This window comes from Paracoccus jeotgali (genome assembly GCF_002865605.1).
Lineage (GTDB): Bacteria > Pseudomonadota > Alphaproteobacteria > Rhodobacterales > Rhodobacteraceae > Paracoccus > Paracoccus jeotgali.
The window spans coordinates 2,962,285-2,986,166 of sequence record NZ_CP025583.1 but is presented as its reverse complement, the minus strand read 5'-3'; the positions used below and the strand labels follow the sequence as shown (position 1 = coordinate 2,986,166).

Sequence of the window (23,882 nt, the reverse complement as noted above, 5' to 3'; positions counted from 1 at the left end):
CTCCTCAGGCCTGACCGCGCAGCATCGCCTGATAGGTCGGCTTCAGCGCGATTTCCTTCATCAGCCAGCTGATCCACAGCTCTTCCAGCGGCGCGATGATGCCGGGAAAGCTGGGGGTCAGGTTGTTGTCGTAATCGAACTCGACCAGCATCGCCCGGCCGACGCGGGTGATCAGCGGGCACGAGGTATAGCCGTCATAGATCGCGGTCCCCTCGGTGCCGTTCATGGCGGCGATCAGGTGATCCTCGACTACCGGAACCTGCCATTTGACGCTGGCGGCGGTCTTGCCCTTGGGGATGCCGGCGACGTCGCCCAGCGCGAAGATCTCGGGATAGCGCAGGTGGCGCAGGGTGTGCTTGTCGCATTCGACCCAGCCCTGATCGGTCCATTTGTCGCCCCAGCTCAGCCCCGACTGGCGGATCACCTCGGGCGCGCGCTGCGGCGGGATGACGTGCAGATAGTCATAGGGCATCTCCGTCGTGCCCGCGACCTCGGCCCCCGTCGCATCGGTGCTGCGGGTGGCGAAGGTCGCCAGCTTGCGGCCGGGGTCGATGCCAGTCAGAACATGGTTGTAATGCGCCGCGATGTTGCGGGACTGGAACAGCATCCGCACCTTTTCCGACACGATGGGCACCGAAAACAGCGCGCCGCTGTTCGAGAGGTAGTTGATCTGATGCTTGCCCGGCGCGGTGCGCCCGGCGATGTCGTCGATCAGGAAGGTGTGCTTCAGGGGCGCGCCCGCGCATTTCATCTCGGTATTCGGGCGGGTGAACAGGCCCACGCCGCCGGATTCGGCAAATCCCTGCGCCGCTTTCCATGTCCGCGCCGCGTATTCCGGCCCGGCATACAGCGCGCCGATGCCGTTGGTGCCGACGAGATCCAGCGAGAACCCCTCAATCGCGTCATGATCCAGCACCAGCCCCGGCGCCACGACCAGAAAATCATAGCCGACCGTCTGCCCGCCCGCCGCGACCGTCCGCGAGACCGGATCAATCGCCGCGGCCGCGGCCGCGATCAGGGTGACGCCGGCGGGCAGCCAGTCGGTGGTGCGGCTGACGACATAAGAGGCAGGCTTCAGCCCCGCCGCGACCAGCGACAGACCGGGCTGATAGTGATGCGCCGCACTGGGGTCGATCACCGTGATCTGCGCGGCGTCCATCCGCCGCACCAGCCGGTTGGCAAGCGAGATGCCCGCCGCCCCGGCCCCGATGATGACCAGCTTGGCCGACCCCGGTGCCCGCAGCGGCGCGGCTTGTGCCAAGGCGCTGCCCACCCCGGCTGACCCCAGCGCCGCCGCCAGCGCCGCGCCGCCGCCAAGGCCCAGCAGGCCGCGGCGGCTCAAGCCGCGCATGGCCTCTGGCCCGTCTGATCGATTGCTCATCCCCTGCCCTCCCCCTGCGTATCGGCGCCCGCGCCTATCCCCTCGGGACGGCGGAACAGCGCCAGTTGAACCTCGAACAGACGCATCCCCTCGGCGCAGAAATCGAACTGCCGCGCGCCCAGCGCCCAGCGGATCGCCAGACCCTGCACCAGCGAGATCAGCAGGATCGCCCCATCCGCATGTGAAATATGCGGCCGCAACTGCCCCTGCGCGGCCATGTGGGCCAGGCCCTCGGACAGCAGTCCGGAAAACGAGATCATCAGCCCGTGGCAGCTTTCCCGCAGCGCACCATTGCTGACCCCCAGCTCGCGAGAGTGCAGGATCGCGGGCAGCGCCGGCGTCCGCTCGATCTGCGTCAATTGCGCGCGGATCAGCGCCCGCAGCCGGGCCTCGGGGTCGGTTTCCGCCGCCAATGCCTCTTGCCATGCGGCGTTCAGGCGCGACTGCAGCTCGGCCCCGACCGCCGCCCAGAGCGCGTCCTTGCTGGGGAAATGCCGGAAAATCGCCGCCTGCGTGACGCCGACCTCGCGGGCCACGTCATTGGTGGTCAGCCGGTCCGGGCCGATCAGGTCGGCAAGGAGCAGCACGGCCTCGACAATCTCGGTCTTGCGGTCTTCTGCCGGTTTGCGCTTCACGATCTTCCCCTCTTGTAAGTAAGCACACACTAACATAATCTGACCGCAATGCAACCGGGTTTCACATTGAAGGAGAGAGCCCATGCCAGCGGTCACCGGATATACGCGCCGCCAGATAGCCCTGCACTGGATCGTGGCAGCGCTGATCCTGATGCAATATCTGTTCAAGGACGGCATCGCCTCGGCGTGGGAGGGCTGGCGCAGCGGCGCGGCCGCGACCTTCAACATTGCCGTCGCCGCCCATATCGTCGGCGGCGGGCTGATCCTGGGCTTCGCCATCTGGCGGCTGGCCCTGCGTCGCCGCGACGGCGTGCCTGCGATCACCGGCGACAGTCGGGTGCAGGTCGCCTTGGCCCGCGTCACCCATGCCGGGCTGTATCTGGCAATGATCCTGCTGCCGGTCAGCGGCGCGGTGGCATGGTTCGGCGGTGTCGAGACCGCCGCTGCGGGCCACAACGTCCTGAAGGTCGTGCTGCTGGCGCTGATCGCGTTGCATGTCGTCGGCGCTCTCTATCACCAGTTCGTGCTGCGCGACGGGCTGCTGGCCCGGATGCGCTCGGCCCGGATCTAAGGGTCGCGTCATGCAGCTGATCCGCCTCGTCACCGGCAATCTCGTCCGCGCCATTCCGGTCGCGATGCTGGCCGGGCTGCTGTTCGGGCTGCTGATGCCGACCGGCTGGCTGCGCAGCCTGATCGTGCCGCTGACCTTCCTGATGGTCTATCCGATGATGGTCGGTCTCAAGATCTCGCAACTGGCCGAGCGGGGCGACGGGCGCGTGCAACTGCTGACGCAGGCGATCAATTTCGGGGTGATCCCGTTCGTGGCCTATGGCCTGGGTCTGCTGTTCTTTCCCGACCGCCCCTATGCCGCGGTCGGGCTGCTGCTGGCGGGGCTGCTGCCGACCAGCGGGATGACGATCTCGTGGACCGGCATGGCGGGCGGCAACCTGCCGGCGGCGATCAAGATGACGGTGCTGGGGCTGATCCTCGGCTCGCTGGCGGCGCCGCTTTATCTGTCGGCGCTGCTGGGGGCGCGGGTGCCGGTCGATCCGGTGGGGGTGTTCCGCCAGATCGTCATCATCGTGCTGCTGCCGCTGCTGGCCGGGCAGTTGACCCGGCTGCTGCTGATCCGCCGCAGCGGGCTGGCTGCGTTCCAGAAGGAATGGGCGCCGCGCTTTCCGCCCTTCTCGACGCTGGGGGTGCTGGGCATCGCCTTCGTCGCCATCGCCATGCAGGCCCGGACGCTGGCGCAGAACCCGGCCGATATCCTGTGGCTGCTGATCCCGCTGATCCTGCTTTACGCGGTCAATTATGTGCTGGCGGCGGTGCTGGGGCGGCGGCTGCTGTCGCGCGGCGATGCGGTCGCGCTGACCTATGGCACGGTGATGCGCAACCTGTCGATCGCGCTGGCGCTGGCGATGAACCTGTTCGGCGCCCGCGGGGCCGAGGCCGCGCTGCTGATCGCGCTGGCCTATGTGGTGCAGGTCCAGTCGGCGGCATGGTCGGTGCGGCTGGTGGATCGGGTCTTCGGGGCGCGGCAGGCGTAAGCCGGACCATCTGGCGAAAGCGTGGGCGCGGGCGACCGGGTATATAACCGGGCTCAGGGTTGAACCCTGCGGCCTCTGGCGCGTTGTGCGCGGACGCCGGTGATCGCGGCCGGACCGCTGCCGACAGTTCAGAAGCCGGCAGCCGACCACCCGCTGCACCCCCAACGCAAAGGATAGCCCCATGACCACACTTTACACGATGCCCGGCACCTGTTCGCTGTCGCCCAACATCGCCGTGGCGTGGCTGGACGCCCCGGTCGAAATCCACAACATGGCCTACGGCGACCACAAGAAGGACGACTACCTCGCCATCAACCCCAAGGGGAAAGTCCCGGCTCTGCGGTTCGACGATGGCGACGTGCTGACCGAGGCGGCGGCGATCCTGGCCTGGCTGGGCGCCACGCATGGCAGCGAGGGCTATGCCCGCGACACCGTTCTGGGCCGGAAAGAGGCCGAGGCGCTGTCCTATATGACCTCCGAAGTCCACGCCGCCTATGGTGGCCATTTCGGCCCCGGCAACTTCGCCGAGACCGAGGACGCGCAAGCCGAGGTGAAGGCCAAGACCTACAAGACCCTCGCCGGCCATTATGACCGGCTGAACAAGGTGCTGACCGAAAACGGTGGCGAGTGGTATCTGGGCCAGCGCTCCTTCGCGGACACGTTCCTGTATGTGCTGTCGCGCTGGATCGAGCAGACGCCGCTGTCGATCTCGGACTATCCGGGCCTGCAACAGCATCGCCGCCGGATGGAGGAAAACGACGGCGTGCGTCAGGCGCTGAAGCGTCAGGACATGGACCCCATCGGATGAGCGCGCAGGACCAGAGCGGCTGGCCGGCCCTGCCCTATCCCGACTGGGCCGAGACCTGCCGCGCGCTGCATCTGTGGTGCCAGATTCTGGGGAAATACCGGCTTTCGCACACGCCCTGGGTCAACCATTCCTGACACGCGACGCTGTATGTCACGCCGCACGGGCTAACCACCGGGCCGGTCCACGAACCCGGCGGCTGCGTGACGCTGAGCCTCGATCTGGTCGAGCACCGGATGATCGCCGAGGCCGATGGCGGCGCCCGCGAGGGCTTTCCGCTCGCGCCGATGAGCGTGGCCGAGTTCCTGACCCGCACCCGCGAGACGGTCGAGGCGGTCGGCGGCCATTTCGACATCCACGGCGCCCCGAACGAGATCCCCGACGCGCTGCCCTTTGCCGAGGACACGGCCCCCGCCCCTATGACGCGCAGGCGGTCGCGCGTTTCCACGGCGCGCTGTTGCGGATCGTGCCGGTGTTTGAGCGCTTCCGCACCGGCTTCATCGGCAAGGTGTCGCCCGTGCATCTGTTCTGGGGGTCGTTCGATCTGGCGGTGACGCGCTTCTCGGGCCGGACCGCGCCGCTGCATCCCGGCGGCGTCCCGAACCTGCCCGACGATGTCGCGCAAGAGGCCTATAGCCACGAGGTCTCCTCGGCCGGGTTCTGGCCCGGCGGCGCGGGCGTGGACGAGCCGATGTTCTATGCCTATGCCTACCCCGGACCCGACGGCTTTGCGACCCATCCCGTCGAGCCCCCGGCCGCCCGGTTCGACGAGAAGCTGGGCGAGTTCCTGCTGCCCTACGCCGCCGTGAGCGACAGCGACGACCCCGAGGCGATGCTGATGTCGTTCCTGCAATCGACCTATGAGGCGGCAGCGATCACCGGCGACTGGGACCGCGACGCGCTGGAATGCGAGATGGGTCAGCCGGGCGTGCCGCGACCGCTGGGGCCGCGAGGGTAGCGGGTCAGCTCTTCGCAAAATGCGCTGATCCGCGGCGATAACACGCCGATCCTCTAGACCCGGAGGATCGGCGGTCCCGCTCACGCCTGCCTGTTCCTGTCGCTCGACACATGCCACGGCGTCAGCAGCGCCCGCAGCCGACCGATGATCGTGTAGAACACCAGCCCGACCAGCGTCAGCACGACGATGACGCCGAACAGCTCGGCCACCGCGAGGTTCTGCAGATGCGCCACGGCCAGATAGCCCAGCCCCTTGTTGCCGCCGATGAACTCGCCCACGATGGCACCGATCATCGACAGCACCACGGCCACCTCGGCCCCGGTCAGGATCACCGGCAGGGCGTTGGGAAAGTCCAGCAGGACGAAGCGCTGGAACGGGTTGGCCTGCAGCATCACGAACACGTCGCGGTCCCCCGGATCGACCGATTTGAACGCCTGCAGCGCGTTTGAAAAGATCGGAAAGAACGCCAATGCGGCGGCGATCACGATCTTGGATTCCAGACCGAAGCCGAACCACAGGATGAACAGCGGCGCCAGCGCGATCTTGGGGATCAGTTGCAACAGCACGACAAAGGGCTTCAGCGCCCATTCCACCGGCGGGACGCGGGCCATGACGAAGCCCAGCGTCAGCCCTAGTGCGACGGCGATCCCAAAGCCGGACAGCGCCTCGGTCACGGTGACCAGCGTGTGCGCCCACAGGTCGGGGTCGAACAGCATGGCCGACAGCGCGACGACAATTGCCTCGGGCGGCGGCAGCACAAAGGCCGAGACCTGCGCCGTGCGGACATAAAGCGACCAGGCGACCAGAAACAGCGTCACCGAGATGATCGGCAGCGCGATGCGCAAGGTGTTGCGGTTCATTCCGCGCCCTCCGTCATTTGCGTTCGCAGGCTGGCGACAAGATCCTGAAACTCGGCGGTGCGTTGCAGGTTCAGGTCGCGCGGCCGCGCAAAGGGGATGTCCACGACGTCAAGGATACGCGCCGGGCGCGGCGCCAGAACCACCACCCGGTCCGACAGGAACGCCGATTCCGCGATCGAGTGGGTGACGAGGATCGTCGTCACCTTGGCCCGCGCGCAGACATCCATCAGTTCCAGGTTCAGCGTGTCGCGGGTCATCGCGTCCAGCGCCCCGAACGGCTCATCCAGCAGCAGCACCTGCGGGTCGGTCACCAGCGCGCGCGCCAGCGAGGCGCGCTGCCGCATGCCCCCCGACAGCGCGGTGGGACTCGCATCCTCGAACCCCTTCAACCCGACCGTGGCGCAGATGTCGCGGGCGCGGGCCATGCGTTCCGCCTGACCGACGCGGGCGATGCGCAGCGGCAGGGCCACGTTTTCCGCGACCGTCAGCCAGGGAAACAGCCGCGCCTCTTGAAACATCATCGACACCGGCCGCGTCGCCGCCCGGTCGCGCTTGCCGCCGACCCAGATCGGCAGGCCGCGAACCTCGACCCCGCCCTGCGTCGGCACCTCGAGCCCCGCGATGATCCGCAGCAAGGTGGTCTTGCCGCAGCCCGACGGACCCAGCAGCGAGATGAACTCGCCCTGACGCATTTCCAGATTGGCGTTCGAGATGGCGGTGACGGCGCCCTGCCCCTCGCCGAATATCTTCGTCAACCCGGAGATGCGGATCTCCGGGTCGGCCAGCACGGTTTCTGCGGTCATCAGGCGATGGCCTTGTCCAGCAGGTCGTTGGTGTAAAGGGTGGACGCGTCCGGCGCGGTCTTGATCATCCCCGCCTCGTGCAGGCGTTCGATGGCCTGATCCCAGACCTCGGGGATGTTGCGCAGCAGGTTTTCCTTACCCTTCGCCATCCAGTTTTCGGCATTTGTGGCCAGGTCGATCTTTGCCGTTTCCGGATCGTCGATCCCGTTGACCTCGTGCACGCTGGCGATCTTGTCGATGATCGCGCCCAGATCCTGCGTGGTGGCGATTTCCAGCGCGGCCTTGTGGGTGGCCCGCAGGAAGGCGACGTATTTGTCGGGATTGGCCTCGATATCGTCGGGGCGCGCGACATAGACCTGCCCCGGCATGCCGTCATCCATGGGAACGGCGTGGACATTCGGCCGCGCCTCTTTCGCCTTGATCATCGACGAGGTGTTGCCGATGAACGCCCCGGCCCGGCCCGCCTCGATCAGCGCGAAGGACGCGGCGCTGTCGGCGACCTTGACCTTGTTGACCGATGACGGGTCCTGTCCGCCGGCCATCATCAGCAGATCGAGCGTGCCTTCCATCGAACCGCCCAGCGAGGCCATGCCCACGGTGCGGCCGGGCATGTCCTGAACCCCCGTCACCGGGTTTTCGTCGGACGAGATGATGAAGAACGGCGACAGCTGCGCGATGGTCGCGATCGAGATCAGCGGCGCGCTGTTGTCCACGCGCGAGACGATATAGTTGGTCCCGCCGGTCCGCCCGACATCCATCTGATCGGCCAGCACCATCTGCGCGGCCATCGCGGCCCCGTTGGCGGATTCGATCTGCATGTCCAAGCCTTCATCGGTGTAATAACCGGCGGCGTCGGCATACAGCACCGCCGCGAAGGACAGCGACAGGTTGAAGGGCGTGATAAAGCGGAACGTCTTGCCTTGCGCGGCACCGGGCCCGCCTGACAGCAGGACAGCGACGCCGGCGGCCGTGCCGCCCAGAAATGCACGACGGTCGATGGTCGGAATAAGATCTCTCATTGGCCGGGGGATTCCTTGATAAGTCTGTTGCGCTGCGCCCAAGTCTAAAGCCATTCGTGCAGGAAACGAGGCAGCGTTTTGCAGGCAAAACGCTATTTGGCGCTTGAAGGCGTATCAAAGCCCAAAAGACGAGAGATCCGATAGGCGGCGCGCACCACCTCTTGCCTGACCGGGCCGTGGGCGGCCTTGACGGTCTCGGGGTGATTCGGACTCGTGACATTGATAGCGGCCACGGCCCGGCCTGAAATGTCGCGAATTGCCGCACCCACCGAGACGATGCCGGCCTCGAAATCGCCGGCATGGATGACCGCCTCGGCGGTGCGGTCGGCGCGGGCCTGGGCCAGCACCTCCATCATCGAGCGGCCCTTTTCGGTCGCGGCCTCGGCGCGGAACAGGTCTATCAACTGCGCCTCGGTCAGATCCGCCAGCAGGACGCGCCCCATCGTCGTGCTGCGCGCCGGCAGGCGGCGGCCGACCTGCACGATGGACATGTCGCCGGGCAGCGCCGGCACCCGCACGACATACAGGACAGAAGTCCCGTCGAGGATGCCCATATGCGCCGACCAGCCCAGCCGGTTGCGCAGCGCCTCAAGCTCTGGCTGGGCGATCTCGGTGATCTCGCGCGCGCCGACGAACCCATAGGTCAGCCGCAGCACGCCCGCGCCGACGGAATAGCTCTGATCGCGGACATCGTGCAGCAGGCAGCCCATCTCGGTCAGCGTATAGGTGGTGCGAAACGCGGCCGAGCGCGAGATGCCCAGCGCGCGCGCGATGTCCGACAGGCGCAGGACCGGGGTTTCGGGCGTGAACAGCTTCAACACGTTCAGGCCGCGCACCAGTCCGGGCACCATGTAGCGGTCGGGTTTTTCCTCCATCTGCACCACCTCTGCTTTACAGGCAAAACGCATGGTAGTGCGCAAAACGCTTCTTGGCTATGAGGAACCCCAACACAGCCATCACGGATCGGGAGGATCTTACAGATGACCGTTCAGGATCAGAACATCGGCACGCTCGCCGACAAGCTGGCGGCCCATACCGGCCGCTTTACCGACAAGACATTCGACTGGGAGGCGTTTCCGTCCAATGTCGGCTTCCCCGAACTGTCGCGCGCGCAGATGCGCTATATCGGCGCCGGCGGCTCGCCCAAGGTCGGCGACACCAGCACCCTCAAGCCCGACCATTTCACGCTGTCCCTGATCTATAAAGAGCCGGGGAAATACGCCGCCTGCCACAGCCACGAGATCGAAGAGAGCTTTTTGATCATCGACGGCGCGCTGATCGTCGGTTGGGAGAAGGACGGCGAGGTGGTCGAGGTGAACCTTGGCCCCAAGGACATGATCCTGAACGCCCGCGAGATCGGCCACGGCTTCCGCGTCGACGGGGTCGAGCCGGTGATGATGTCGATTTCCGTCGACGTCGGCAAACCGCTGCCGCCGGTCTATCACTATCACCCGAAAAGCCATCCGCCCGAGCTGGCGCGGTCCTTTGGCGCGGCGCCGGGCAAGACGCAGGTGTTCGACCCGAACAGCAGCGATCCGCTGCAGCAGTTGATGGCCCAACATGTCGTCCGGCATTCGGGGCTGAAGACCCATTGGGAAGAGGCCGGCTTCAACCGCAAGATCTATTGCGGCCCCGGGGGGATCGAGACCGACACCTGCCGCAAAGAGATGTTGGGCATCCCGTCCCGCGTCGGCGTCAAACCTTTTGTCCGCGATGTCGAGGACGCGTTCCTGGTGCTGGAAGGCAGCCTTGTCGTCGGCTGGGAGGAAGACGGCGAACAGGTCGAGACCGAATTGGGCCCGCGCGATCTGGTCAAGACCCCCGCCGGCCGCAAGCACTGGTTCCGCAATGACGGCGCCGGGGCGGCCACGGTGTGGTATGTCGTCGGCTCGGCAGCCCCGGAAACGGTGAAGTTCGAAGCCGCCTGAGGGGCAGCAGTTCAGCCCCGCGTCAAAGCGCCCGCCGGCTTCCGGCGGGTGCTTCATCTGTGACGCCACCCGTTTGATGAAGCCTGCCCGACTGGCCGAGCGGGGCTGTCGCTGTTTGCGGGTTCTCAGCCGGATGTGCGGCCGGGCGGATACGACGCCACGCCCGACCGCGTCGCGAAACCTGACATGCCGTTGTGAGCGCTTCGACGTCAGCCGCGATAGCCCAGCGCCCGCGACAGCCCGAGTGCCGATTTCTTCAGCCCCTGCTCGATCTCGGGCAGGCGCGGACTGCCGGGGGCGAAGGCGCTGACATGGCCGGTGACGTTGATCGCGCCCGCCGCCTCGCCACGGTGATCGCGCACCAGCACCGCCGCCGAGCCGATCTCTGGCTCGAAATTCGCCGCGCTCCAGGCAACGCCCAGCGCCCGGTCCTCGGCCAGTTGCCGTTCCAGCTCGGCCAACGAGGTGCGGGTCTTGTCGCTATAGGCGTCCATCTGCACGCCCTGATATTGCGCCGCCAACACCTCGCGCGGCAGCTCGGCCAGCAGGATGCGGCCGATGGTCGTCGCATGGGCGGGCAGGCGCGTGCCCTCTTTCACGTTGCTGACCAGATGCGAGTTGGGGGTCGAGCGCGCCAGATAGACGATCTCGCGCCCTTCCAGCACGCCCAGATGCGCCGACAGGTTCAGCTCATCCACCAGATCGGCCAGAAAGCGCGGCGCGAGCTGCGCGATGCTGCGTTCGTGCAGCGCGTTCTGGGCCAGCGTCACCAGCCCCGTGCCCAGACGATAGCCGCCCTCATCGGCCAGCGCCTCGATCATGCCTTCCTGTTCCAGCGTCGCCAGCAGGCGGATCAGCGTGGTGCGGTTGATGCCGGTTTCCTTCGCGACGCTGCTGATGTTGCGGCAGCGGTTCCCGGCGGCGATATGGCGCAGCAGCGCGAAGGCGCGGGCCACCGGGGGCACGCCATAGATGATGTCATCTGCCGGCACGGTCTTGCTTTCCAACATCGTCAGTCCGCCGCTTGGTAGCCGATGCCGGCGGCCGGCGCAAAGCCTGCAACTTGCCGCAGGCCCGCCATGCGCCTGACCGCCGGATCAGGCGTCACAGCAGCAACAGGTCGTGGCCGACGACGATCCGGCCATCGAACTCTTTGGCCGCCTCTGCCGCCCAGATCTCGTCCGTCACCTGGGGCTGATCGCCGGGCAGCAGATGGGTCAGGACCAGCGTAGCCACCCCTGCCTGCGCCGCGATGCGGCCGGCATCCTCGGCCGTGGTGTGACCGTCCATCAGGAAATCGCGCAGCTTCGGCGGCACATAGGGGCGTTTCGCCAGCATCGCGTCGATGCCGGGGACATACATCGCCTCGTGGACCAGCACATCCGCACCCTCGGCCAGCGCGGTGATCTGCTCGCTGGCCACCGTGTCGCCGGAAAAGACGATGCTGCGGTCGGGGGTTTCGAACCTGAAGCCAAGCGCCGTCGAAAACGGCGGATGGGTGGCGATGGCGGCGGTCACGCGGATCTTGTCGTCCTCGTAAACCAGCCCCGGCTCTGTCACCTCGCGCACCTCGAAATACCCCTCGATCGGCTTGCGGCCGGTGCCTTCGATGCGGATGCGGATATCCTCGTGGTGGAAGGCCAGCGCGGCGTCGTGGATCGCCTGGAAGGGCGGCGGGCCGATGCTGACGATGCGGTCCTCGATCCCCTGAATCCACGCCAGATGCACCAGATTGGCGTAATCCGCGTTGTGGTCCGAGTGGTGATGCGTGACGAAGATCGCCTTCACATCCGCCGGCCGCAGCCCGGCCTCGATCATCCGCAGGATGGTGCCATAGCCGCAATCGACCAGATAGACCGCGCCGTCGACGATGACCGCCTGGCTGGCCATCATGCGGCTGGGGTCAAGGACCGGCCCCGCCATCGTCCCGAGCAGCAGCAGATGCGTGCCGCTGTCCGGCAACCCGACCGGCTGGGCCGCGTCGGCATGGGCGGCTGCGGTTTGCGCGCCGGCCGCGCCGGCCAGCAGCAGGGTGCTGCCGACCATGCCGAAACCGGCGCCAAGAATCGTGCGTCGTTGCAGTGCCATGTCCATTCCCCTTTTGCCTCGATCAGACGGATTCGGTCGCTTCGGCCAGCGGCACGTTCCACGCGTCATAGCCATAGACCCAGTCGGCGTTGCCCTGCCCCTTCATCCAGTCATTCGCCAGCGAGCCGGCCTGGATCTTGGCGGTCCGATCGCGGCGCGTATCCTCGTACCGGCGCAGCGCGGCGGGGACGTCGGATGTGCCGACACCGTCCAGCGCGCGGGCCAGCACGACGGCATCCTCGATCGCCATGCAGGCGCCCTGCGCCATGAACGGCACCATCGGATGCGCCGCATCGCCCAGCAGCGTGGCGTGGTCGGACGACCAGCGCGGCATCGGGTCGCGGACATACAGCGCGGATTTCGTCACGGTTTCACAGGCGGCCAGCAGCGCGCGCACATCGGGGTGAAAATCGCGGTAAACCTCGCGCAGTTCCTCGACATCGCCAGGCATGGTCCAGCTTTCCTCGCGCCAGTCATCCTGCGGGGTGGTAGCGAAAATGAAGATCTCCTCGCCACGGGTCAGCGGGAAGACGACCACCTGCACATCGGGCTGCGGCCCCCACCATTTGGTGAAGCTGTCCAGGTTTTCCGCCTCGACCGAGCTGCGCGGCACCACCGCCCGATAGGACACGAGCCCGGTAAAGCGCGGGCTGTCCGGGCCAAAGATCGCCGTCCGCACCGCCGAATGGATGCCGTCCGCGCCGATGACCACGTCATAGGTTTCGGTGCTGCCATCGGCAAAGGTGACGGTGCCGCCCGAGATGGTTTCCGCCTTGCGCCCCAGCTTGATCGACGCCTCGGGCACCTGCGCCTCGAGCGCCTGCAGCAGGTCGCCGCGGTGGATGGTCAGTTGCGGCGAGCCATAGCGTTCCTCGGCCGTGTCACCCATGGGCAGGCGCGAGGTTTCCTCGCCCGTGTCCCAGGTGCGGCTGATCCGGAATGCCGGCCGCGCCGCCGTCTCTCGCAGCGTCTCGCCCACCCCCAGCCGGTCCAGCGCACGCACCGCGTTGGGCGTCAGGTTGACGTCCGCCCCGATGCGCGCGAAGGCGCGGGCCTGTTCGTTCACGGTGACGTCGTGCCCCTGACGCGCAAGGGCGATGGCGGCAGTCAACCCGCCGACGCCGCCGCCGCAGATACCGATTTTAAGGCTCATTTGCTACTCCTGTCACGTATATGCATAGCCATAGGACAGGGGAAACCTGTCGGCGTTAAGGCGCGCGCCCTGAACCTGCGCGCCGCGAAGCCAGAGCCGTCCGTGGATCTGGATTCCGGTAAAGTCGGTGCTGGCGGCGAACGTGGTGTGGTCGCACCAGATGCCGCCAAGATATTCGGCGTCATGGAAATTCGCCGCCGCCCCGAAGTCCGCATGGGCCAGCGAGACGTTGCCATAGGACACCGATCCGGCAAAGCTGGCGCCTTGGGCAAAGCGGGCGGCGTCGAACCGGGCGATGCCGCGAAATTCGGCCTCGGTGAAATCGGCGAGGTGATCGAACTGCGTCTCCTCGAGCCGGGCGTCGCTGACGAATCTGGCGCGCTGGAACAGGCTGGGGCCGCCGAAGACCGCGCCCCGGAACCATGCCAGCCCCTGAAAACGCGCGCCTTGGGCGTCGATGCCCTGCGGGAAGCGCGCGCCCGAGAAATCGACCCCCGGCAGGTCGCGGCCCGACAGGTCCAGCCGATCCGCGCAGACGATGCCGGTCAGATCGACATGGGCGCCATGCCGCCAGGGGACCGAGAGGCGTTCGAGGATGTCAGCGGCGTTCATCACGCATCCTCTTTCATCTGCTGCGCGGCCAGTTCCACCACGCTGTCGGCCCAGTCCATCGCCAGATCGTCGGCCATATCGCCGCCCGAGGCGTCGTGCAGCACGCGCTCTCCGATCTGGCTCGCGCCGCGCGCTTGCAGCATCTCGGCGATGATCCGGCTGCCGAAATTATGCGTGTCCTCGTATTCGGTGTCGCCAAGGCCGAAGATGGCGAAATGGACGCCGGCCAGATCGGGCATCTCGGCCTCCATCGCCTCGGCGAAGGGCTTGGCCGAGGCCGGCAGCTCACCATCGCCATAGGTCGAGCAGATGACCAGATAGAACTGGCCGGGATCGAAGTCGGCGGGGGCGAAGTCCGACAGGTTGGTGCAGGCGACCTCGTGCGCGCCTTCCAGATGCGCCGCCACGTCTTCGGCCAGCATCTCGGCATTGCCGGTTTCGGTTCCGTAAAGGACGGTGATGTTCATGGCTTTCCCTTACCTGTCTTGCGCGATTTCAAGCATGGTCTGGCGGTCGGCGATCTTCCGGCGGCAGCGGCCGGGGCGGGCGCCGGCAAGCTCGGCCGCGTCGATGCGCTTCCAGCCTGCGTGATCGACGAGGCCCTCGGTCGCGGGCAAGCCGGGCTTGCCGCCGGTCTCGCCCAGATCGTTCAGGATGCGGGCGGCAAGAACCTGCGCGTCGGTGCGGTTGTCGGGGATGGTCCCGCGCGGGCCGCGCCGGAACCAGCCGGTGGCATACAGCCCCGCCGCCAGCACGCCCGCGTCCAGATCCAGCGCGTCCACCAGCAGATCGTCCCGCGACAGGTTGGTGCAGCTTTGAAACCCGATGGCGGTCAGCACGGTGTCGCAGGGGATCGTCACCTCGACCCCCGAGGCGTCGCGAAAGCGCGCGGCGGTGACGCGGCCGTCCTGCCCCTCGATCGCGAGCGGCGTCAGCCCGAAGCGGAACGTCAGTTGACGGTCGCCATGCGTGGTGCCGTCAATGGCCGCCAGCGCGTCCAGCCGCTTCTGGGCCTCGGCGTCCTCGGTGCTGCCCGCGCCCTCGACGGCAATGCGGACATGCGCCAGCCGGTGCAGTTCCTTGACCATCACCGGATCGAACTTGGCCTGCGCGGCGGGCGAACGGCCGATGATGTCGATGGCCTCGACCCCGGCGGACTGAAGCCAGGCCGACGGCCCCTCGCCCAGATCGGTGCCGGCCAGTTCCTCGCCGCTTTTGGCCAGCAGGCGGACCAGATCGATGGCGACATTGCCATTGCCCATCACCACCACGCGCCGCCCCAGCGGCGGCAAGGCCTTGCTGTCGGGGTGCTCGTTCAGGGCGCGGATCACCTCGCCCGCGGTGGCGACGCCGGCCAGATCCTCGCCCGGGATCTGCAGGCAGCGGTCGACCGACAGCCCGGCGGCCAGAACGACCGCGTCATAGCAGCCGCGCAGATCGTCCAGCGTCACATCGGCGCCGATGTCCAGATTGCCGATGAACCGCGCGCCCTGCCGCTCGAACAAACGCTCGAACTGGCGGGTCACGGCCTTGGTGCCTTGATGATCGGCCGCGACGCCATAGCGCACAAGGCCATAGGGCACCGGCAGCCGGTCGATCAGATCGACGCGCAGATCGGGCCGCGCCTTCAGCAGCGCCTGCGCCAGATAGCAGCCCGAGGGGCCGGTCCCGACGATGGCGACCGAGGCCGGCATCACGCAACTCCCCCGGCCCAGGCCAGCGGGTGGCCGGTCAGGTCGGTATAGATCGATTTCTGCGCCATATAGGCGCGGACGCCGTCGCGGCCCTTTTCGCGGCCCATGCCGCTGTCCTTTTCGCCGCCGAAGGGGGTCGAGATGGAAAACTGCTTGTAGGTGTTGATCCAGACGGTGCCGGTGCGGATCGCCCGCCCGACGCGCCATGCTCTGGGGAAATCGCGGGTCCAGATGCCGCAGGCGAGGCCGTAATCATTGTCGTTGCCCTGCGCGATCACGTCGGCCTCGTCGTCGAAGGGCAGCACCACCAGCACGGGGCCGAACACCTCGTCGCGGCAGATGCGGGCGGTGTTGTCGACGCCGGACAGGATGGTCGGGCTGTAATAGGCGCCGCGGTCGTAATCCTCGCCCGTGGGCGGCGCGCCGCCGGTCAGCAGTTCGGCGCCTTCGGACAGGGCCGATCTGACGTGCTCGGCCACGGCGTCGCGGTGGTCGAAATGGATCATCGGCGCGACCTGCGTCGCGGCGTCGAAGGGGTGACCCACGCGCAGCCGCTCGGCGGCAGAGACAAGGCGCGCGACGAACTCGTCATGGATCGCGCGCTGCACGAACAGCCGCGCCCCCGCGATGCAGCTTTGCCCGGTCGACGAAAACACCCCATACAGCACCCCCGCCACCGCCTGATCCAGATCGGCGTCGGCAAAGACGATGGTCGGGGATTTGCCGCCCAGTTCCAGCGAGATCGGCATCAGCTTTTCCGCCGCCTTGCGCGCCAGCGTGCGGCCGGTCGAGGTGCCGCCGGTGAAGCTGACCTTGGCGATGTCGGGATGTTCGACCAGCAGGTTGCCGATCTCGCGCCCCGCACCGGGCAGGACCGAGAACAGCCCCTTGGGCAGGCCGGATTCCTCAATGATGCGCGCCAGTTCCAGACTGACCAGCGGCGACCACGAGGCAGGCTTGAGCAGCACGGCGTTCCCCGCAGCCAGCGCGGGCGCGACCTTTTGCGCGTCGGACGCGATGGGCGAGTTCCACGGCGTGATCGCGGCGACCACCCCCAGCGGTTCGTGGACCGACGCCGTCAGCGCGTCGCCGCGCTGGGTGGTCAGGGTTTCGTCCAGCGTTTCCACGACGGCACCGAAATACCGGAACGTGCCCGCCGCAGACGCGGCCAGCGCACTGGTTTCGCGCAGCGTCTTGCCCGTATCGCGGGTCTGAATCTGCGAAATGCGGTCGATATTCGCCTCAATCCCGTCGGCGATGCGATACAGGAACCGGGCGCGTTCATGCGGGCGCAGGTTCAGCCAGGCCGGGTCGGCCTGCGCCTGTTTCGCGCGTTCGATGGCGCGCAGCCCGTCGCTTTCAGAGGCGCCGTTCAGGACGCGGTTGACAGAGCCGTCTGCCGGAAAGATCGAGGTGATCTCGGCGCCGCTGCCCTGCTCCCATTCGCCGGCAACGAACAGCTTGCCCTCTGGCAGATCGGTCATGACGTCTCCCCTCATGGTGAAAGCCCCCTTCTCTCAGATCGCGATCGGGCCAAGCCGGTTACGGATTTCCCGCACCACGCTGTAGATCGTGGTGGCCGAGGTCTTGGCATTCCCGGGCGAGGGCTTGTTCTCGATGCGGATGGTGTAATTCGCCAGCGGCGAGGTGACGCTGTATTCATGCACATTGCCCGGCGCGGCGGGGTCGGCGGTCAGTTCGACCTCGGTCGCGTCGAAACCCGCCCCGGCCAGCGCCAGCGTGGCCGCGACATTGGCGTTCTTGGGGTATTCGGTGGCCGCCTCGCGCGCCGTGCCGGTGAAAAAGCGCCGCGCCTCGGTCAGGCTGTCCAGATCGAGGATCTCTGCCGCAGGCGTCCCGGCCCAGGCGCCGGGCGGCTTGATCCCGCGATAGCGCACGGCCAGATCGCCCGCCGCCCCAAGGGCCGACAGCAGGTCGACCGCCCCGATGGCCCCGGCGGGCAGGACCAGACTCGCACCGCCTTCGGTCGCGGCCCGTGTCAGCGCGGCTTCCAGATCGGGATCGGCCAGCGCACCGACCGAGACCAGCACCACATCCGTCCCGGCCCGCAGGATCGCCGGCACATAAGCTGTTGCGGCGGCGTGGCCCGCACATTCGACCACCAGATCCGGACGCTCGGCCAGCAGCCCCGCCGCGTCGGTCACCACCGCATGGCTGGGCGCGGGCGGGGCCAGATCGCTCTCCAGCCGACGACGGACATCCTCCACCGAACCGGGCCGGGTCAGCACCGCGACATGCGCGGGCGGTGTGTCCCGGCCCAGCAGGTCCAGAACCGCCGTCGCGATATTGCCAAAGCCGATCAGACCCAGACGCATGGCATCAGTCCTTGTTGCCGGCGGCACCGGCGGCGGGCCGGCAAAGGATTCGGCGAAGGGGCCGATGCTGCACATGTCGACCTCGACCAGTTGCGGGCCGTCGGCCTGCAGCGCGGTATCCAGCGCGGCGGCGAAATCCTCGGGCGAGCGGACCACCTGATGCGGCATCCCGATCGAGCGGCAGAACAGCCCGAAATCCGGCACTGCGACCTTGGAGTAATGCCGGCGGCTGTCGTATTGCGCGTCCTGGATGTTCTGGATCACGCCATAGGCCTGATCGTTCATCAGCACATAGACCAGCGGCGCGTTTTCATCGACGGCGGTGATCATCTCGGCCAGTCCCAGCATCGCGCCGCCATCGCCCAGCAGCGTCACCGCCTTGGGCCCCGGCGATGCCAGCGCCGCGCCGATGCCCATGGCGATCCCCTGCCCGATGCCGCCGCCCAGCGCGTGCACACCGTCGCGCGGCGCGGCGATGCGAACATAGCGGTTGCCGAAGGTCGAGTTCGAGATGGTGACGTCGCGCACCCAGGGCCGGCCACCGGCGGCCACGCGCTCGGTCAGCGCCTCGGCAATGGCGGCATAGGGGCCCAGCAGGTCGCGCATCCCGCCCTCGGCCTGCGCCCGGACGCGGGCGATGTCAAAGGGCAGGTCGGGATCGGTGTCCAGCTTTTGCGGCAGCCGGTCCAGCAGGCGTTGCAGCGTGTCGGCGGCATCGCCATGGGCAAACAGATCGACCGGATAGTTGCGCCCGCCCTGCGCGGGGTCGGCGTCGATCTGCACCAGCCGGCGCGCCAGCGGCATCTTGTTGTTGCGGGTCTCGTTCCCGCGCAGCCGAGAGCCGACGACGATCATCAGATCGCAGCTTTGATACAGCTCGGCCGCCTCGGGCGTCATGTTGAAGGCACCCAGATTGCCCGGCTCTTCCTCGGACACCACGGCGCGGCCATTGGTCGAGGTGACGACGCCGAAGCCGCGATGCAGCAGCTCGGTCGCCTGCTTGCCCGCACCGCGCGCACCGCCGCCCAGCCACAGCAAGGGCCGGCGCGCCTGTTTGACCAGTTCGGCCAGCTCGTCGATCACCGCATCCGGGGCCAGCGGCCGCACCGGCTGCGGGACGTGGATGCGGGCCGGGCCGCGCGCTTGCGATCGTTGGACGTCGACCGGGATCTCCAGGCTGACCGGGCCGGTGGGCGCGGACAGCGCGGCGGACACGGCGGCGGTCAGCGCGCCGATGGCGCCATTGGCGTCCCACATGCGGAACACCGCCTTGGACACGCCGCGCAGCATCTCGGGCTGGCGCGGCACGTCGTGGATGGCGGCGCGGTCGCGGTCGGCGAATTCGCTGTCGACCTGGGTGGTGATGTGCAGCACGGGCGAGCCCGCGGTCAGCGCCTCTGCCTGCGCGCCGGCGGCATTGCCGGCGGCGGTCCCGGTCGAGGTCATGCAGACCCCCAGCCCCCCCGTCACGCGTGCATAGGCATCGGCCATGTTCATGGCCCCGGCCTCGCCCCGGGCGGGGATGAAGCGGATCTTGCCCTGTCGCGCCACGGCATCCAGGATCGGCATGTTGTGAATCGAGATCACGCCGAAGATGGCCTTGACGCCGATGCCGGCAAGATAGCGGGCGATGAAGTCGCCCACGGTTTCGGTCTGGGCCTCGGTCTCGTCGATCGGCTGAAGCAGCATGGTCATTGTCCTTCAGATATGGCGCGCAAGGCCGCCCGACACGTCGAGCTGGGCACCGGTGATGTAGCTGGCGGCCCTTGAGCCGAGAAAGGCGATGGCCGCAGCGGCTTCGGTCGGGTCGCCAAGGCGGCCAAGGGGGATGCCCTTTTTCGCGGCAAGATTGCCGTACCATTCGGCACGGCTCTGGCTTTGGTCCTCGCGCTCGGCAAAGCGGCGGGTCCATTGCCCTGATTCGATCAGCCCCAGCAGGACCGAGTTCACGCGGACCTCGGGCGCCAGTTCGAGGCTGAGGGATTTCAGCATGTTCTGCACCCCGGCACGCGCCGACGAGGTGCAGACCATATGCGGCTCGGGCTGGTAGGCGAGCAGCGAGTTGACGGCCACGATCGACCCGTGGCTTTCGCGCAGCAGCGGCAGGAAGGCCCGGATCGGGTGGATCTGGCTGAACAGCTTCAGCTCGTATTCCTCGCGCCAGTCGGCGTCGGTGGTGTCGGCGAAGGTGGACACCCGGCCCTGCCCGGCATTGTTCACCAGCAGATCGCAACTGCCCCAGCGGTCCCTCACGGCGTCGGCGAACGCGCCCACCGCTTCCGGGTCCAGCACCGACAGCGCCTGCGTCAGGATGCGGTCGTCGTCGTGATCGCGCGCCAGCACCCGGCGCACATCGTCCAGCCGCCCTTCATTGCGGGCGCAGAAGGCCACTTTTGCCCCCTGTTCCAGCAGAAAGCGCACGGTCGCCAGACCGATGCCGGACGATCCGCCGGTGATGACCGCGACCTTGCCCTGATAGCCGTAATCCATCACTCGGTCCTCAACTCGGGAAAGCCGGGATCGGGCCGGCCCTGCATGACGGCGCGCTGCGCCGGGGTGGGTGGGCCGGCGGTCATCCAGCGGTCCATCGCCTCGGGGTCGGCGCGCGACCAGACCTTGGGTTCGTGCGTCGCCTCGTCGATCTGCTGCAGTTCCGAGGTGAACTCGATCACGAAACCCGAGGGCGAGACGAAATAGGCAAACGGGTTGTTGCCGGGGCCGTGGCGGCCCGGACCCCAGGTCGGGACATGGCCCTTTTGCTTCATCCGCCCGATGCCGCGCATGAACTCGTCCAGCGTCGGCATCTCGAAGGCGACATGGTTGACGCTGGGGTAATTGGCGCGGACCAGCGCGATCGAGTGGTGGTCCGAATTGCAGCGCAGGAAGACCATCTGGTCGGCGGAATAGTCCGAGGTGCGGAAGCCCAGCACGTCCTCATAGAATTTCTGCGTGCCTTCCATGTCGGGGGTGTTCAGCACCACATGGCTGACCTTTTTCGGCTTGGCCCAGTCCTTCTGGTCGTCCAGCACGCGGGCGTCGGTGCGAAACCGCAGCCGGCGGTTGTCCGGGTCCAGCGTCTCGAACCCATAGCCGCCGACCCAGTCGTCGAACTCGGCCGGCTGGCCCAGGGGCGTGTGACCGCGGGCGACGATCTGCGCGTGCAGGGCGTCCATCGACTCGCGGTCGGGCATGGCGAAATGGACATATTCGATCCCATAGACCGGGCCGTCCTTCAGCCCGTACAGGAAGGGTTCGGTCCCGGTGCCGCGCAGCAGGGCCAGGCCGTCTTCCTGATGGGACAGGCTCAGCCCCCACATGTCCTGATAGAATGGCAGCGTGGCGCTGACATCCGGGCCGCGCATCATGATGCCGCGCAGCGATCCGACTCGGACTGGCTCTGTCATCGCATGTGTCCTCTCTGGTTCGGGCCGGTCACAGGACCGGCGTGTTCTGGGCCGCCACCGCCTGAGCGAAGGCGAGGGGTGCCTGGGTGGCCAGCGCGTGCCCGGCGGCGGGCACTTCGGTCAATTGGCCGCGAAGGGGCGCAGGGATGGCCGCGTAAAGCCGGCGCGCGCCCTCGGGCGGGGTCACGACATCCTCGACCCCGACGATGACGTCGGTGGGGACCGCAAGCCGCGCCGCGTCGTCCAGCAGCCGACCCGAGGCCAGCATCCGCGACGCCTGCGCGTAGCCGGGGCTTGTCACCTGCGCCATGCCGGCCTCGACGGCGGCCAGAAGGTCAGGGTTGTCCTGCGGACGAAAGACCAGGCGCGGCGCGCGGGCTTTCGCGAATTCCTGCGGGCCAAGCCGCGCCAATTCGTCGATGCGGTCCTGCGCGGCGGGGCTGAGGGTCGCGCCCAGCGCGATGCCGTGGCCAAGCGCGGGCGAGGCCAGCACCAGACGGCTGACCCGGTCCGGATGCGCGACCGCATAGGCCGTCGCCATCAGCGCCCCCAGCGAGTGCCCCGCCAGCGTCACCCGGTCCAGATCCAGCCGATCCAGCAACCCGGCCAGCGCCTGCGCGTAGTCGGCAGCCATGGGCCAATCCGTGTCGAGCGGGGCCGAGCCGAGATAGCCGGGCGCGTTCCACGCGATCACGCGCCAATCCATCGGCAGGAACGGCAACAGGCCCGCGAATGACTCGGCGTTCGAGCCGATGCCATGCAGCAGCACCAGCGCCGGACCGGTCCCGGCCCGTTCGCGATAGTCGATCTGCAAGGAATGGCGCGGCGTGAACATCGTGTTTCCTCAGGCAAAGACGAAGCCGTTATTGACCGGGAGAAGCTGCCCGGTCAGGGTCAGCGCCCCTTCGGTCAGCAGAAAAGCGATGGTGTCGACGATCTCCTCGGGGCGCTGCGGACCGGGGACGGCGCGACCCTCGGCATACAGCCGGTGACGCGCCTCGGGGACGTATTCGGTCGAGGCGGTGGTCAGTATGCCCGGCGCGACGGCAGCGACGCCGATCCGGTCGGGGCCCAGCTCTCGTGCCAGCGAGCGGGTCATCGAGATCACCGCGCCCTTGGACGCCACATAGGACAGCAGCCGGGGCGCGCCCCACAGCGCCGTGTCGGAAGCCACATTCACCACCCGACCTGAGCCGGAAGCCCGCAGCAGCGGCGCGGCGGCGCGGGTCATCAGCCAGGTGCCGCGGACATTGACCCGCATCACCCGGTCCCAGCTGTCGATCTCGATCTCGTCGAAGCCGATGCCGCCGATGCCGGTGGCGATGGCGCCGTTATTGACCAGCCCGTGCAGCCGCCCGCCGCCTGCGTCGGCAACAGCCTCGGCCAGCCCCGTGATCGAGGCCGGATCGCCCAGATCGACGGGCAGAAAGCTCGCCCCCAGCTCGTCTGCGGTGGCGCGGCCCTCATCCTCGGCGATGTCGGCCAGGATCAGCGTCGCGCCGTGTCGGGCGAGGCCGCGGGCGATTTCCGCCCCCAGACCGCGCGCCGCGCCGGTGACAAGGATGGTGCGACCGGCCAGCATCACTCGGCCGCCTGCGACTGGGCCAGTTCGGCCTCGACCTGCGACTTGGCTGCGCGGGTCAGCATCTGGCGGATGCGGCTGACGCCGATATCGTGCTGATACAGCATCTCGCGCTTGCGGGCGTCGTCGGGCATGCCTTCCAGCATCACCCGGTCCTGTTCCAGCACGTTCCAGTGGTTCTCTTCCAGCTTGGCGCGATACAGCAGGCGCCAGCTGTCGCGGGCCAGGCCCGAGACCTTGCGCAGCCGCCAGAAGAACACCTTGCAATGCGTCTCGTCGATGGGCAGCACCATGCCGACGATCCGCATGAACCCGCCCGGACCGGCGGCCGGCGGATAGGGGATGTCCAGAAAGCAGAACATGTTGCCGGGATGGACCTCGAACTCGCTCCAGTCGAAGTTCTCGCCCACCTGACCGACGCGGCTGATGTGAAAGCCGGACTCGGTCTTGTCGAGCTTCATCAGGTCCTGTTTCGAGCCGTAGGCCAGCGTGAAGCTTTCGGAATGCAGATAGCAGCCATGCATCGGATCGGCGAGATTATCGAGCGCATAGCGGTAATTCGTGCCCCAGACGGCGGTGCACAGAAAGCCGGTCCATTCGTCCGAGGCCAGTTCCTGCGGCAGCACGAATTCGGGCGCCTCGGGCTGTTCGGCGGAGGGGATATAGACAAACACCGCGTCGTTGGATTCGAAGACCTCGAACGAGGCCAGCGCCTTGCGGCCTTCCAGCGCACATTCGGGCATCGCCGGAACCCGCACCACCACGCCTTCACCATTGACGACGACGCCGTGATAGCGGCAGCCGATATTGCCCTCATGCACCTCGCCATAGGACAGCGGTGCGCCGCGATGGGGGCAGAAATCCTCGATGCACTGGATCTGGCCGGCGCCGTCGCGCCACAGCACCAGCTTTTGCCCCAGCGCGGTGATGCCCAGCGGGCGCGTGCCCTTGACCTCGACCGATTTGGCGACCGGATACCACTGGCCCAGCAGGCCGGTATTCACGCGCTGTTCGATGAGGGACTTCTTGTCGATGGCGGTCATGTCTCTCTCTCTCCTTGCGGCCGGGGCCAAAGGG

The 23,882-nt window shown here is 67.6% G+C and carries 23 protein-coding genes and 1 pseudogene; 5 read left to right on the top strand and 19 right to left on the bottom strand.

Annotated elements, in window-relative coordinates:
* Positions 1-4: 4 nt before the first annotated feature.
* Positions 5-1,381: an NAD(P)/FAD-dependent oxidoreductase gene (locus CYR75_RS14360; RefSeq protein WP_225972756.1), complete on the bottom strand. Its 1,377-nt coding sequence runs from the start codon at positions 1,379-1,381 to the stop codon at positions 5-7.
* Entirely contained in the window at positions 1,378-2,016 is a 639-nt protein-coding gene (locus CYR75_RS14355; protein WP_225972755.1) for a TetR/AcrR family transcriptional regulator, read from the bottom strand. Before CYR75_RS14355 ends, CYR75_RS14360 begins: the two co-directional genes overlap by 4 nt.
* A gap of 82 nt (positions 2,017-2,098) precedes the next feature.
* Here CYR75_RS14355 and CYR75_RS14350 point away from each other — a divergent pair, with 82 nt between their 5' ends.
* The 4 genes and pseudogenes from CYR75_RS14350 (at position 2,099) to CYR75_RS16760 (ending at position 5,326) form a co-directional block, all read left to right on the top strand.
* Entirely contained in the window at positions 2,099-2,587 is a 489-nt protein-coding gene (locus CYR75_RS14350) for a cytochrome b (protein WP_101500657.1), read from the top strand.
* Between the two features lie 10 nt (positions 2,588-2,597).
* Positions 2,598-3,563 (top strand): arsenic resistance protein, encoded by a 966-nt coding sequence (locus CYR75_RS14345; protein ID WP_225972754.1) that lies wholly within the window; start codon positions 2,598-2,600, stop codon positions 3,561-3,563.
* Positions 3,564-3,744: 181 nt separating this feature from the next.
* Positions 3,745-4,371 carry a glutathione S-transferase family protein gene (locus tag CYR75_RS14340; RefSeq protein WP_101500655.1) on the top strand — a complete coding sequence of 209 codons (627 nt, stop codon included), beginning with the start codon at positions 3,745-3,747 and terminating at the stop codon, positions 4,369-4,371.
* Positions 4,368-5,326: pseudogene (locus CYR75_RS16760) on the top strand (DUF5996 family protein). The gene CYR75_RS14340 and the pseudogene CYR75_RS16760 overlap by 4 nt, the downstream one beginning before the upstream one ends.
* 80 nt (positions 5,327-5,406) lie before the next feature.
* Here CYR75_RS16760 and CYR75_RS14330 read toward each other — a convergent pair.
* The 4 genes from CYR75_RS14330 to CYR75_RS14315 form a co-directional block, all read right to left on the bottom strand.
* The gene (locus CYR75_RS14330) at positions 5,407-6,186 is read right to left on the bottom strand and encodes an ABC transporter permease (protein ID WP_101500654.1); all 780 of its coding nucleotides are present in this window, start codon (positions 6,184-6,186) and stop codon (positions 5,407-5,409) included.
* Positions 6,183-6,989, bottom strand: coding sequence for an ABC transporter ATP-binding protein (locus tag CYR75_RS14325; protein ID WP_101500653.1), 807 nt, complete (start codon positions 6,987-6,989; stop codon positions 6,183-6,185). The genes CYR75_RS14330 and CYR75_RS14325 overlap by 4 nt, the downstream gene beginning before the upstream one ends.
* Complete coding sequence (locus CYR75_RS14320) at positions 6,989-8,008, bottom strand: ABC transporter substrate-binding protein (RefSeq protein WP_101500652.1); 1,020 nt, start codon at positions 8,006-8,008, stop codon at positions 6,989-6,991. The genes CYR75_RS14325 and CYR75_RS14320 overlap by 1 nt, the downstream gene beginning before the upstream one ends.
* A 92-nt stretch (positions 8,009-8,100) precedes the next feature.
* Positions 8,101-8,916: an IclR family transcriptional regulator gene (locus CYR75_RS14315; RefSeq protein WP_225972753.1), complete on the bottom strand. Its 816-nt coding sequence runs from the start codon at positions 8,914-8,916 to the stop codon at positions 8,101-8,103.
* Positions 8,917-8,988: 72 nt separating this feature from the next.
* On the opposite strand from CYR75_RS14315, the gene CYR75_RS14310 reads away from it, so the two are divergent.
* On the top strand, positions 8,989-9,936 hold the full coding sequence (locus tag CYR75_RS14310; RefSeq protein ID WP_101500650.1) for a cupin domain-containing protein: 948 nt from the start codon (positions 8,989-8,991) through the stop codon (positions 9,934-9,936).
* Between the two features lie 209 nt (positions 9,937-10,145).
* Here the strand turns inward: CYR75_RS14310 and CYR75_RS14305 are convergent, their stop codons facing one another.
* The 13 genes from CYR75_RS14305 to CYR75_RS14245 form a co-directional block, all read right to left on the bottom strand.
* Positions 10,146-10,946 (bottom strand): IclR family transcriptional regulator, encoded by an 801-nt coding sequence (locus CYR75_RS14305; RefSeq protein WP_101500649.1) that lies wholly within the window; start codon positions 10,944-10,946, stop codon positions 10,146-10,148.
* Between the two features lie 94 nt (positions 10,947-11,040).
* Positions 11,041-12,024 (bottom strand): MBL fold metallo-hydrolase, encoded by a 984-nt coding sequence (locus CYR75_RS14300; RefSeq protein WP_158644668.1) that lies wholly within the window; start codon positions 12,022-12,024, stop codon positions 11,041-11,043.
* A gap of 22 nt (positions 12,025-12,046) precedes the next feature.
* Positions 12,047-13,177 carry an FAD-dependent monooxygenase gene (locus CYR75_RS14295; protein ID WP_101500647.1) on the bottom strand — a complete coding sequence of 377 codons (1,131 nt, stop codon included), beginning with the start codon at positions 13,175-13,177 and terminating at the stop codon, positions 12,047-12,049.
* A gap of 12 nt (positions 13,178-13,189) precedes the next feature.
* On the bottom strand, positions 13,190-13,789 hold the full coding sequence (locus CYR75_RS14290; protein WP_101500646.1) for a pentapeptide repeat-containing protein: 600 nt from the start codon (positions 13,787-13,789) through the stop codon (positions 13,190-13,192).
* Complete coding sequence (locus CYR75_RS14285) at positions 13,789-14,256, bottom strand: flavodoxin domain-containing protein (protein ID WP_101500645.1); 468 nt, start codon at positions 14,254-14,256, stop codon at positions 13,789-13,791. The genes CYR75_RS14290 and CYR75_RS14285 overlap by 1 nt, the downstream gene beginning before the upstream one ends.
* A gap of 9 nt (positions 14,257-14,265) precedes the next feature.
* Positions 14,266-15,483, bottom strand: a complete 1,218-nt coding sequence (locus tag CYR75_RS14280) for an FAD-dependent oxidoreductase (RefSeq protein ID WP_101500644.1) — start codon at positions 15,481-15,483, stop codon at positions 14,266-14,268.
* Complete coding sequence (locus CYR75_RS14275) at positions 15,483-16,982, bottom strand: aldehyde dehydrogenase (RefSeq protein ID WP_225972752.1); 1,500 nt, start codon at positions 16,980-16,982, stop codon at positions 15,483-15,485. Before CYR75_RS14275 ends, CYR75_RS14280 begins: the two co-directional genes overlap by 1 nt.
* Before the next feature lie 18 nt (positions 16,983-17,000).
* Positions 17,001-19,508 carry a thiamine pyrophosphate-binding protein gene (locus CYR75_RS14270; protein ID WP_158644667.1) on the bottom strand — a complete coding sequence of 836 codons (2,508 nt, stop codon included), beginning with the start codon at positions 19,506-19,508 and terminating at the stop codon, positions 17,001-17,003.
* A gap of 12 nt (positions 19,509-19,520) precedes the next feature.
* Positions 19,521-20,309: an SDR family oxidoreductase gene (locus CYR75_RS14265; RefSeq protein ID WP_101500642.1), complete on the bottom strand. Its 789-nt coding sequence runs from the start codon at positions 20,307-20,309 to the stop codon at positions 19,521-19,523.
* A complete protein-coding gene (locus CYR75_RS14260; protein ID WP_101500641.1) occupies positions 20,309-21,223 on the bottom strand; it encodes a VOC family protein in 915 nt (304 codons plus the stop codon). Before CYR75_RS14260 ends, CYR75_RS14265 begins: the two co-directional genes overlap by 1 nt.
* A gap of 28 nt (positions 21,224-21,251) precedes the next feature.
* On the bottom strand, positions 21,252-22,058 hold the full coding sequence (locus CYR75_RS14255; protein ID WP_101500640.1) for an alpha/beta fold hydrolase: 807 nt from the start codon (positions 22,056-22,058) through the stop codon (positions 21,252-21,254).
* Between the two features lie 9 nt (positions 22,059-22,067).
* Positions 22,068-22,805, bottom strand: coding sequence for an SDR family oxidoreductase (locus tag CYR75_RS14250; RefSeq protein WP_101500639.1), 738 nt, complete (start codon positions 22,803-22,805; stop codon positions 22,068-22,070).
* The gene (locus CYR75_RS14245) at positions 22,805-23,848 is read right to left on the bottom strand and encodes a Rieske 2Fe-2S domain-containing protein (RefSeq protein WP_101500638.1); all 1,044 of its coding nucleotides are present in this window, start codon (positions 23,846-23,848) and stop codon (positions 22,805-22,807) included. The genes CYR75_RS14250 and CYR75_RS14245 overlap by 1 nt, the downstream gene beginning before the upstream one ends.
* Positions 23,849-23,882: the final 34 nt, after the last annotated feature.

Coding starts and splice junctions, on each gene's coding strand:
- CYR75_RS14295 (WP_101500647.1), bottom strand. CDS start 13,177: ATGAGCCTTAAAATCGGTATCTGCGGCGGCGGCGTCGGCGGGTTGACT.
- CYR75_RS14320 (WP_101500652.1), bottom strand. CDS start 8,008: ATGAGAGATCTTATTCCGACCATCGACCGTCGTGCATTTCTGGGCGGC.
- CYR75_RS14245 (WP_101500638.1), bottom strand. CDS start 23,848: ATGACCGCCATCGACAAGAAGTCCCTCATCGAACAGCGCGTGAATACC.
- CYR75_RS14275 (WP_225972752.1), bottom strand. CDS start 16,982: ATGAGGGGAGACGTCATGACCGATCTGCCAGAGGGCAAGCTGTTCGTT.
- CYR75_RS14360 (WP_225972756.1), bottom strand. CDS start 1,381: ATGAGCAATCGATCAGACGGGCCAGAGGCCATGCGCGGCTTGAGCCGC.
- CYR75_RS14340 (WP_101500655.1), top strand. CDS start 3,745: ATGACCACACTTTACACGATGCCCGGCACCTGTTCGCTGTCGCCCAAC.
- CYR75_RS14300 (WP_158644668.1), bottom strand. CDS start 12,024: ATGGCACTGCAACGACGCACGATTCTTGGCGCCGGTTTCGGCATGGTC.
- CYR75_RS14325 (WP_101500653.1), bottom strand. CDS start 6,989: ATGACCGCAGAAACCGTGCTGGCCGACCCGGAGATCCGCATCTCCGGG.
- CYR75_RS14350 (WP_101500657.1), top strand. CDS start 2,099: ATGCCAGCGGTCACCGGATATACGCGCCGCCAGATAGCCCTGCACTGG.
- CYR75_RS14330 (WP_101500654.1), bottom strand. CDS start 6,186: ATGAACCGCAACACCTTGCGCATCGCGCTGCCGATCATCTCGGTGACG.
- CYR75_RS14255 (WP_101500640.1), bottom strand. CDS start 22,058: ATGTTCACGCCGCGCCATTCCTTGCAGATCGACTATCGCGAACGGGCC.
- CYR75_RS14260 (WP_101500641.1), bottom strand. CDS start 21,223: ATGACAGAGCCAGTCCGAGTCGGATCGCTGCGCGGCATCATGATGCGC.
- CYR75_RS14305 (WP_101500649.1), bottom strand. CDS start 10,946: ATGTTGGAAAGCAAGACCGTGCCGGCAGATGACATCATCTATGGCGTG.
- CYR75_RS14280 (WP_101500644.1), bottom strand. CDS start 15,483: ATGCCGGCCTCGGTCGCCATCGTCGGGACCGGCCCCTCGGGCTGCTAT.
- CYR75_RS14250 (WP_101500639.1), bottom strand. CDS start 22,805: ATGCTGGCCGGTCGCACCATCCTTGTCACCGGCGCGGCGCGCGGTCTG.
- CYR75_RS14285 (WP_101500645.1), bottom strand. CDS start 14,256: ATGAACATCACCGTCCTTTACGGAACCGAAACCGGCAATGCCGAGATG.
- CYR75_RS14315 (WP_225972753.1), bottom strand. CDS start 8,916: ATGCGTTTTGCCTGTAAAGCAGAGGTGGTGCAGATGGAGGAAAAACCC.
- CYR75_RS14265 (WP_101500642.1), bottom strand. CDS start 20,309: ATGGATTACGGCTATCAGGGCAAGGTCGCGGTCATCACCGGCGGATCG.
- CYR75_RS14270 (WP_158644667.1), bottom strand. CDS start 19,508: ATGCTGCTTCAGCCGATCGACGAGACCGAGGCCCAGACCGAAACCGTG.
- CYR75_RS14290 (WP_101500646.1), bottom strand. CDS start 13,789: ATGAACGCCGCTGACATCCTCGAACGCCTCTCGGTCCCCTGGCGGCAT.
- CYR75_RS14310 (WP_101500650.1), top strand. CDS start 8,989: ATGACCGTTCAGGATCAGAACATCGGCACGCTCGCCGACAAGCTGGCG.
- CYR75_RS14345 (WP_225972754.1), top strand. CDS start 2,598: ATGCAGCTGATCCGCCTCGTCACCGGCAATCTCGTCCGCGCCATTCCG.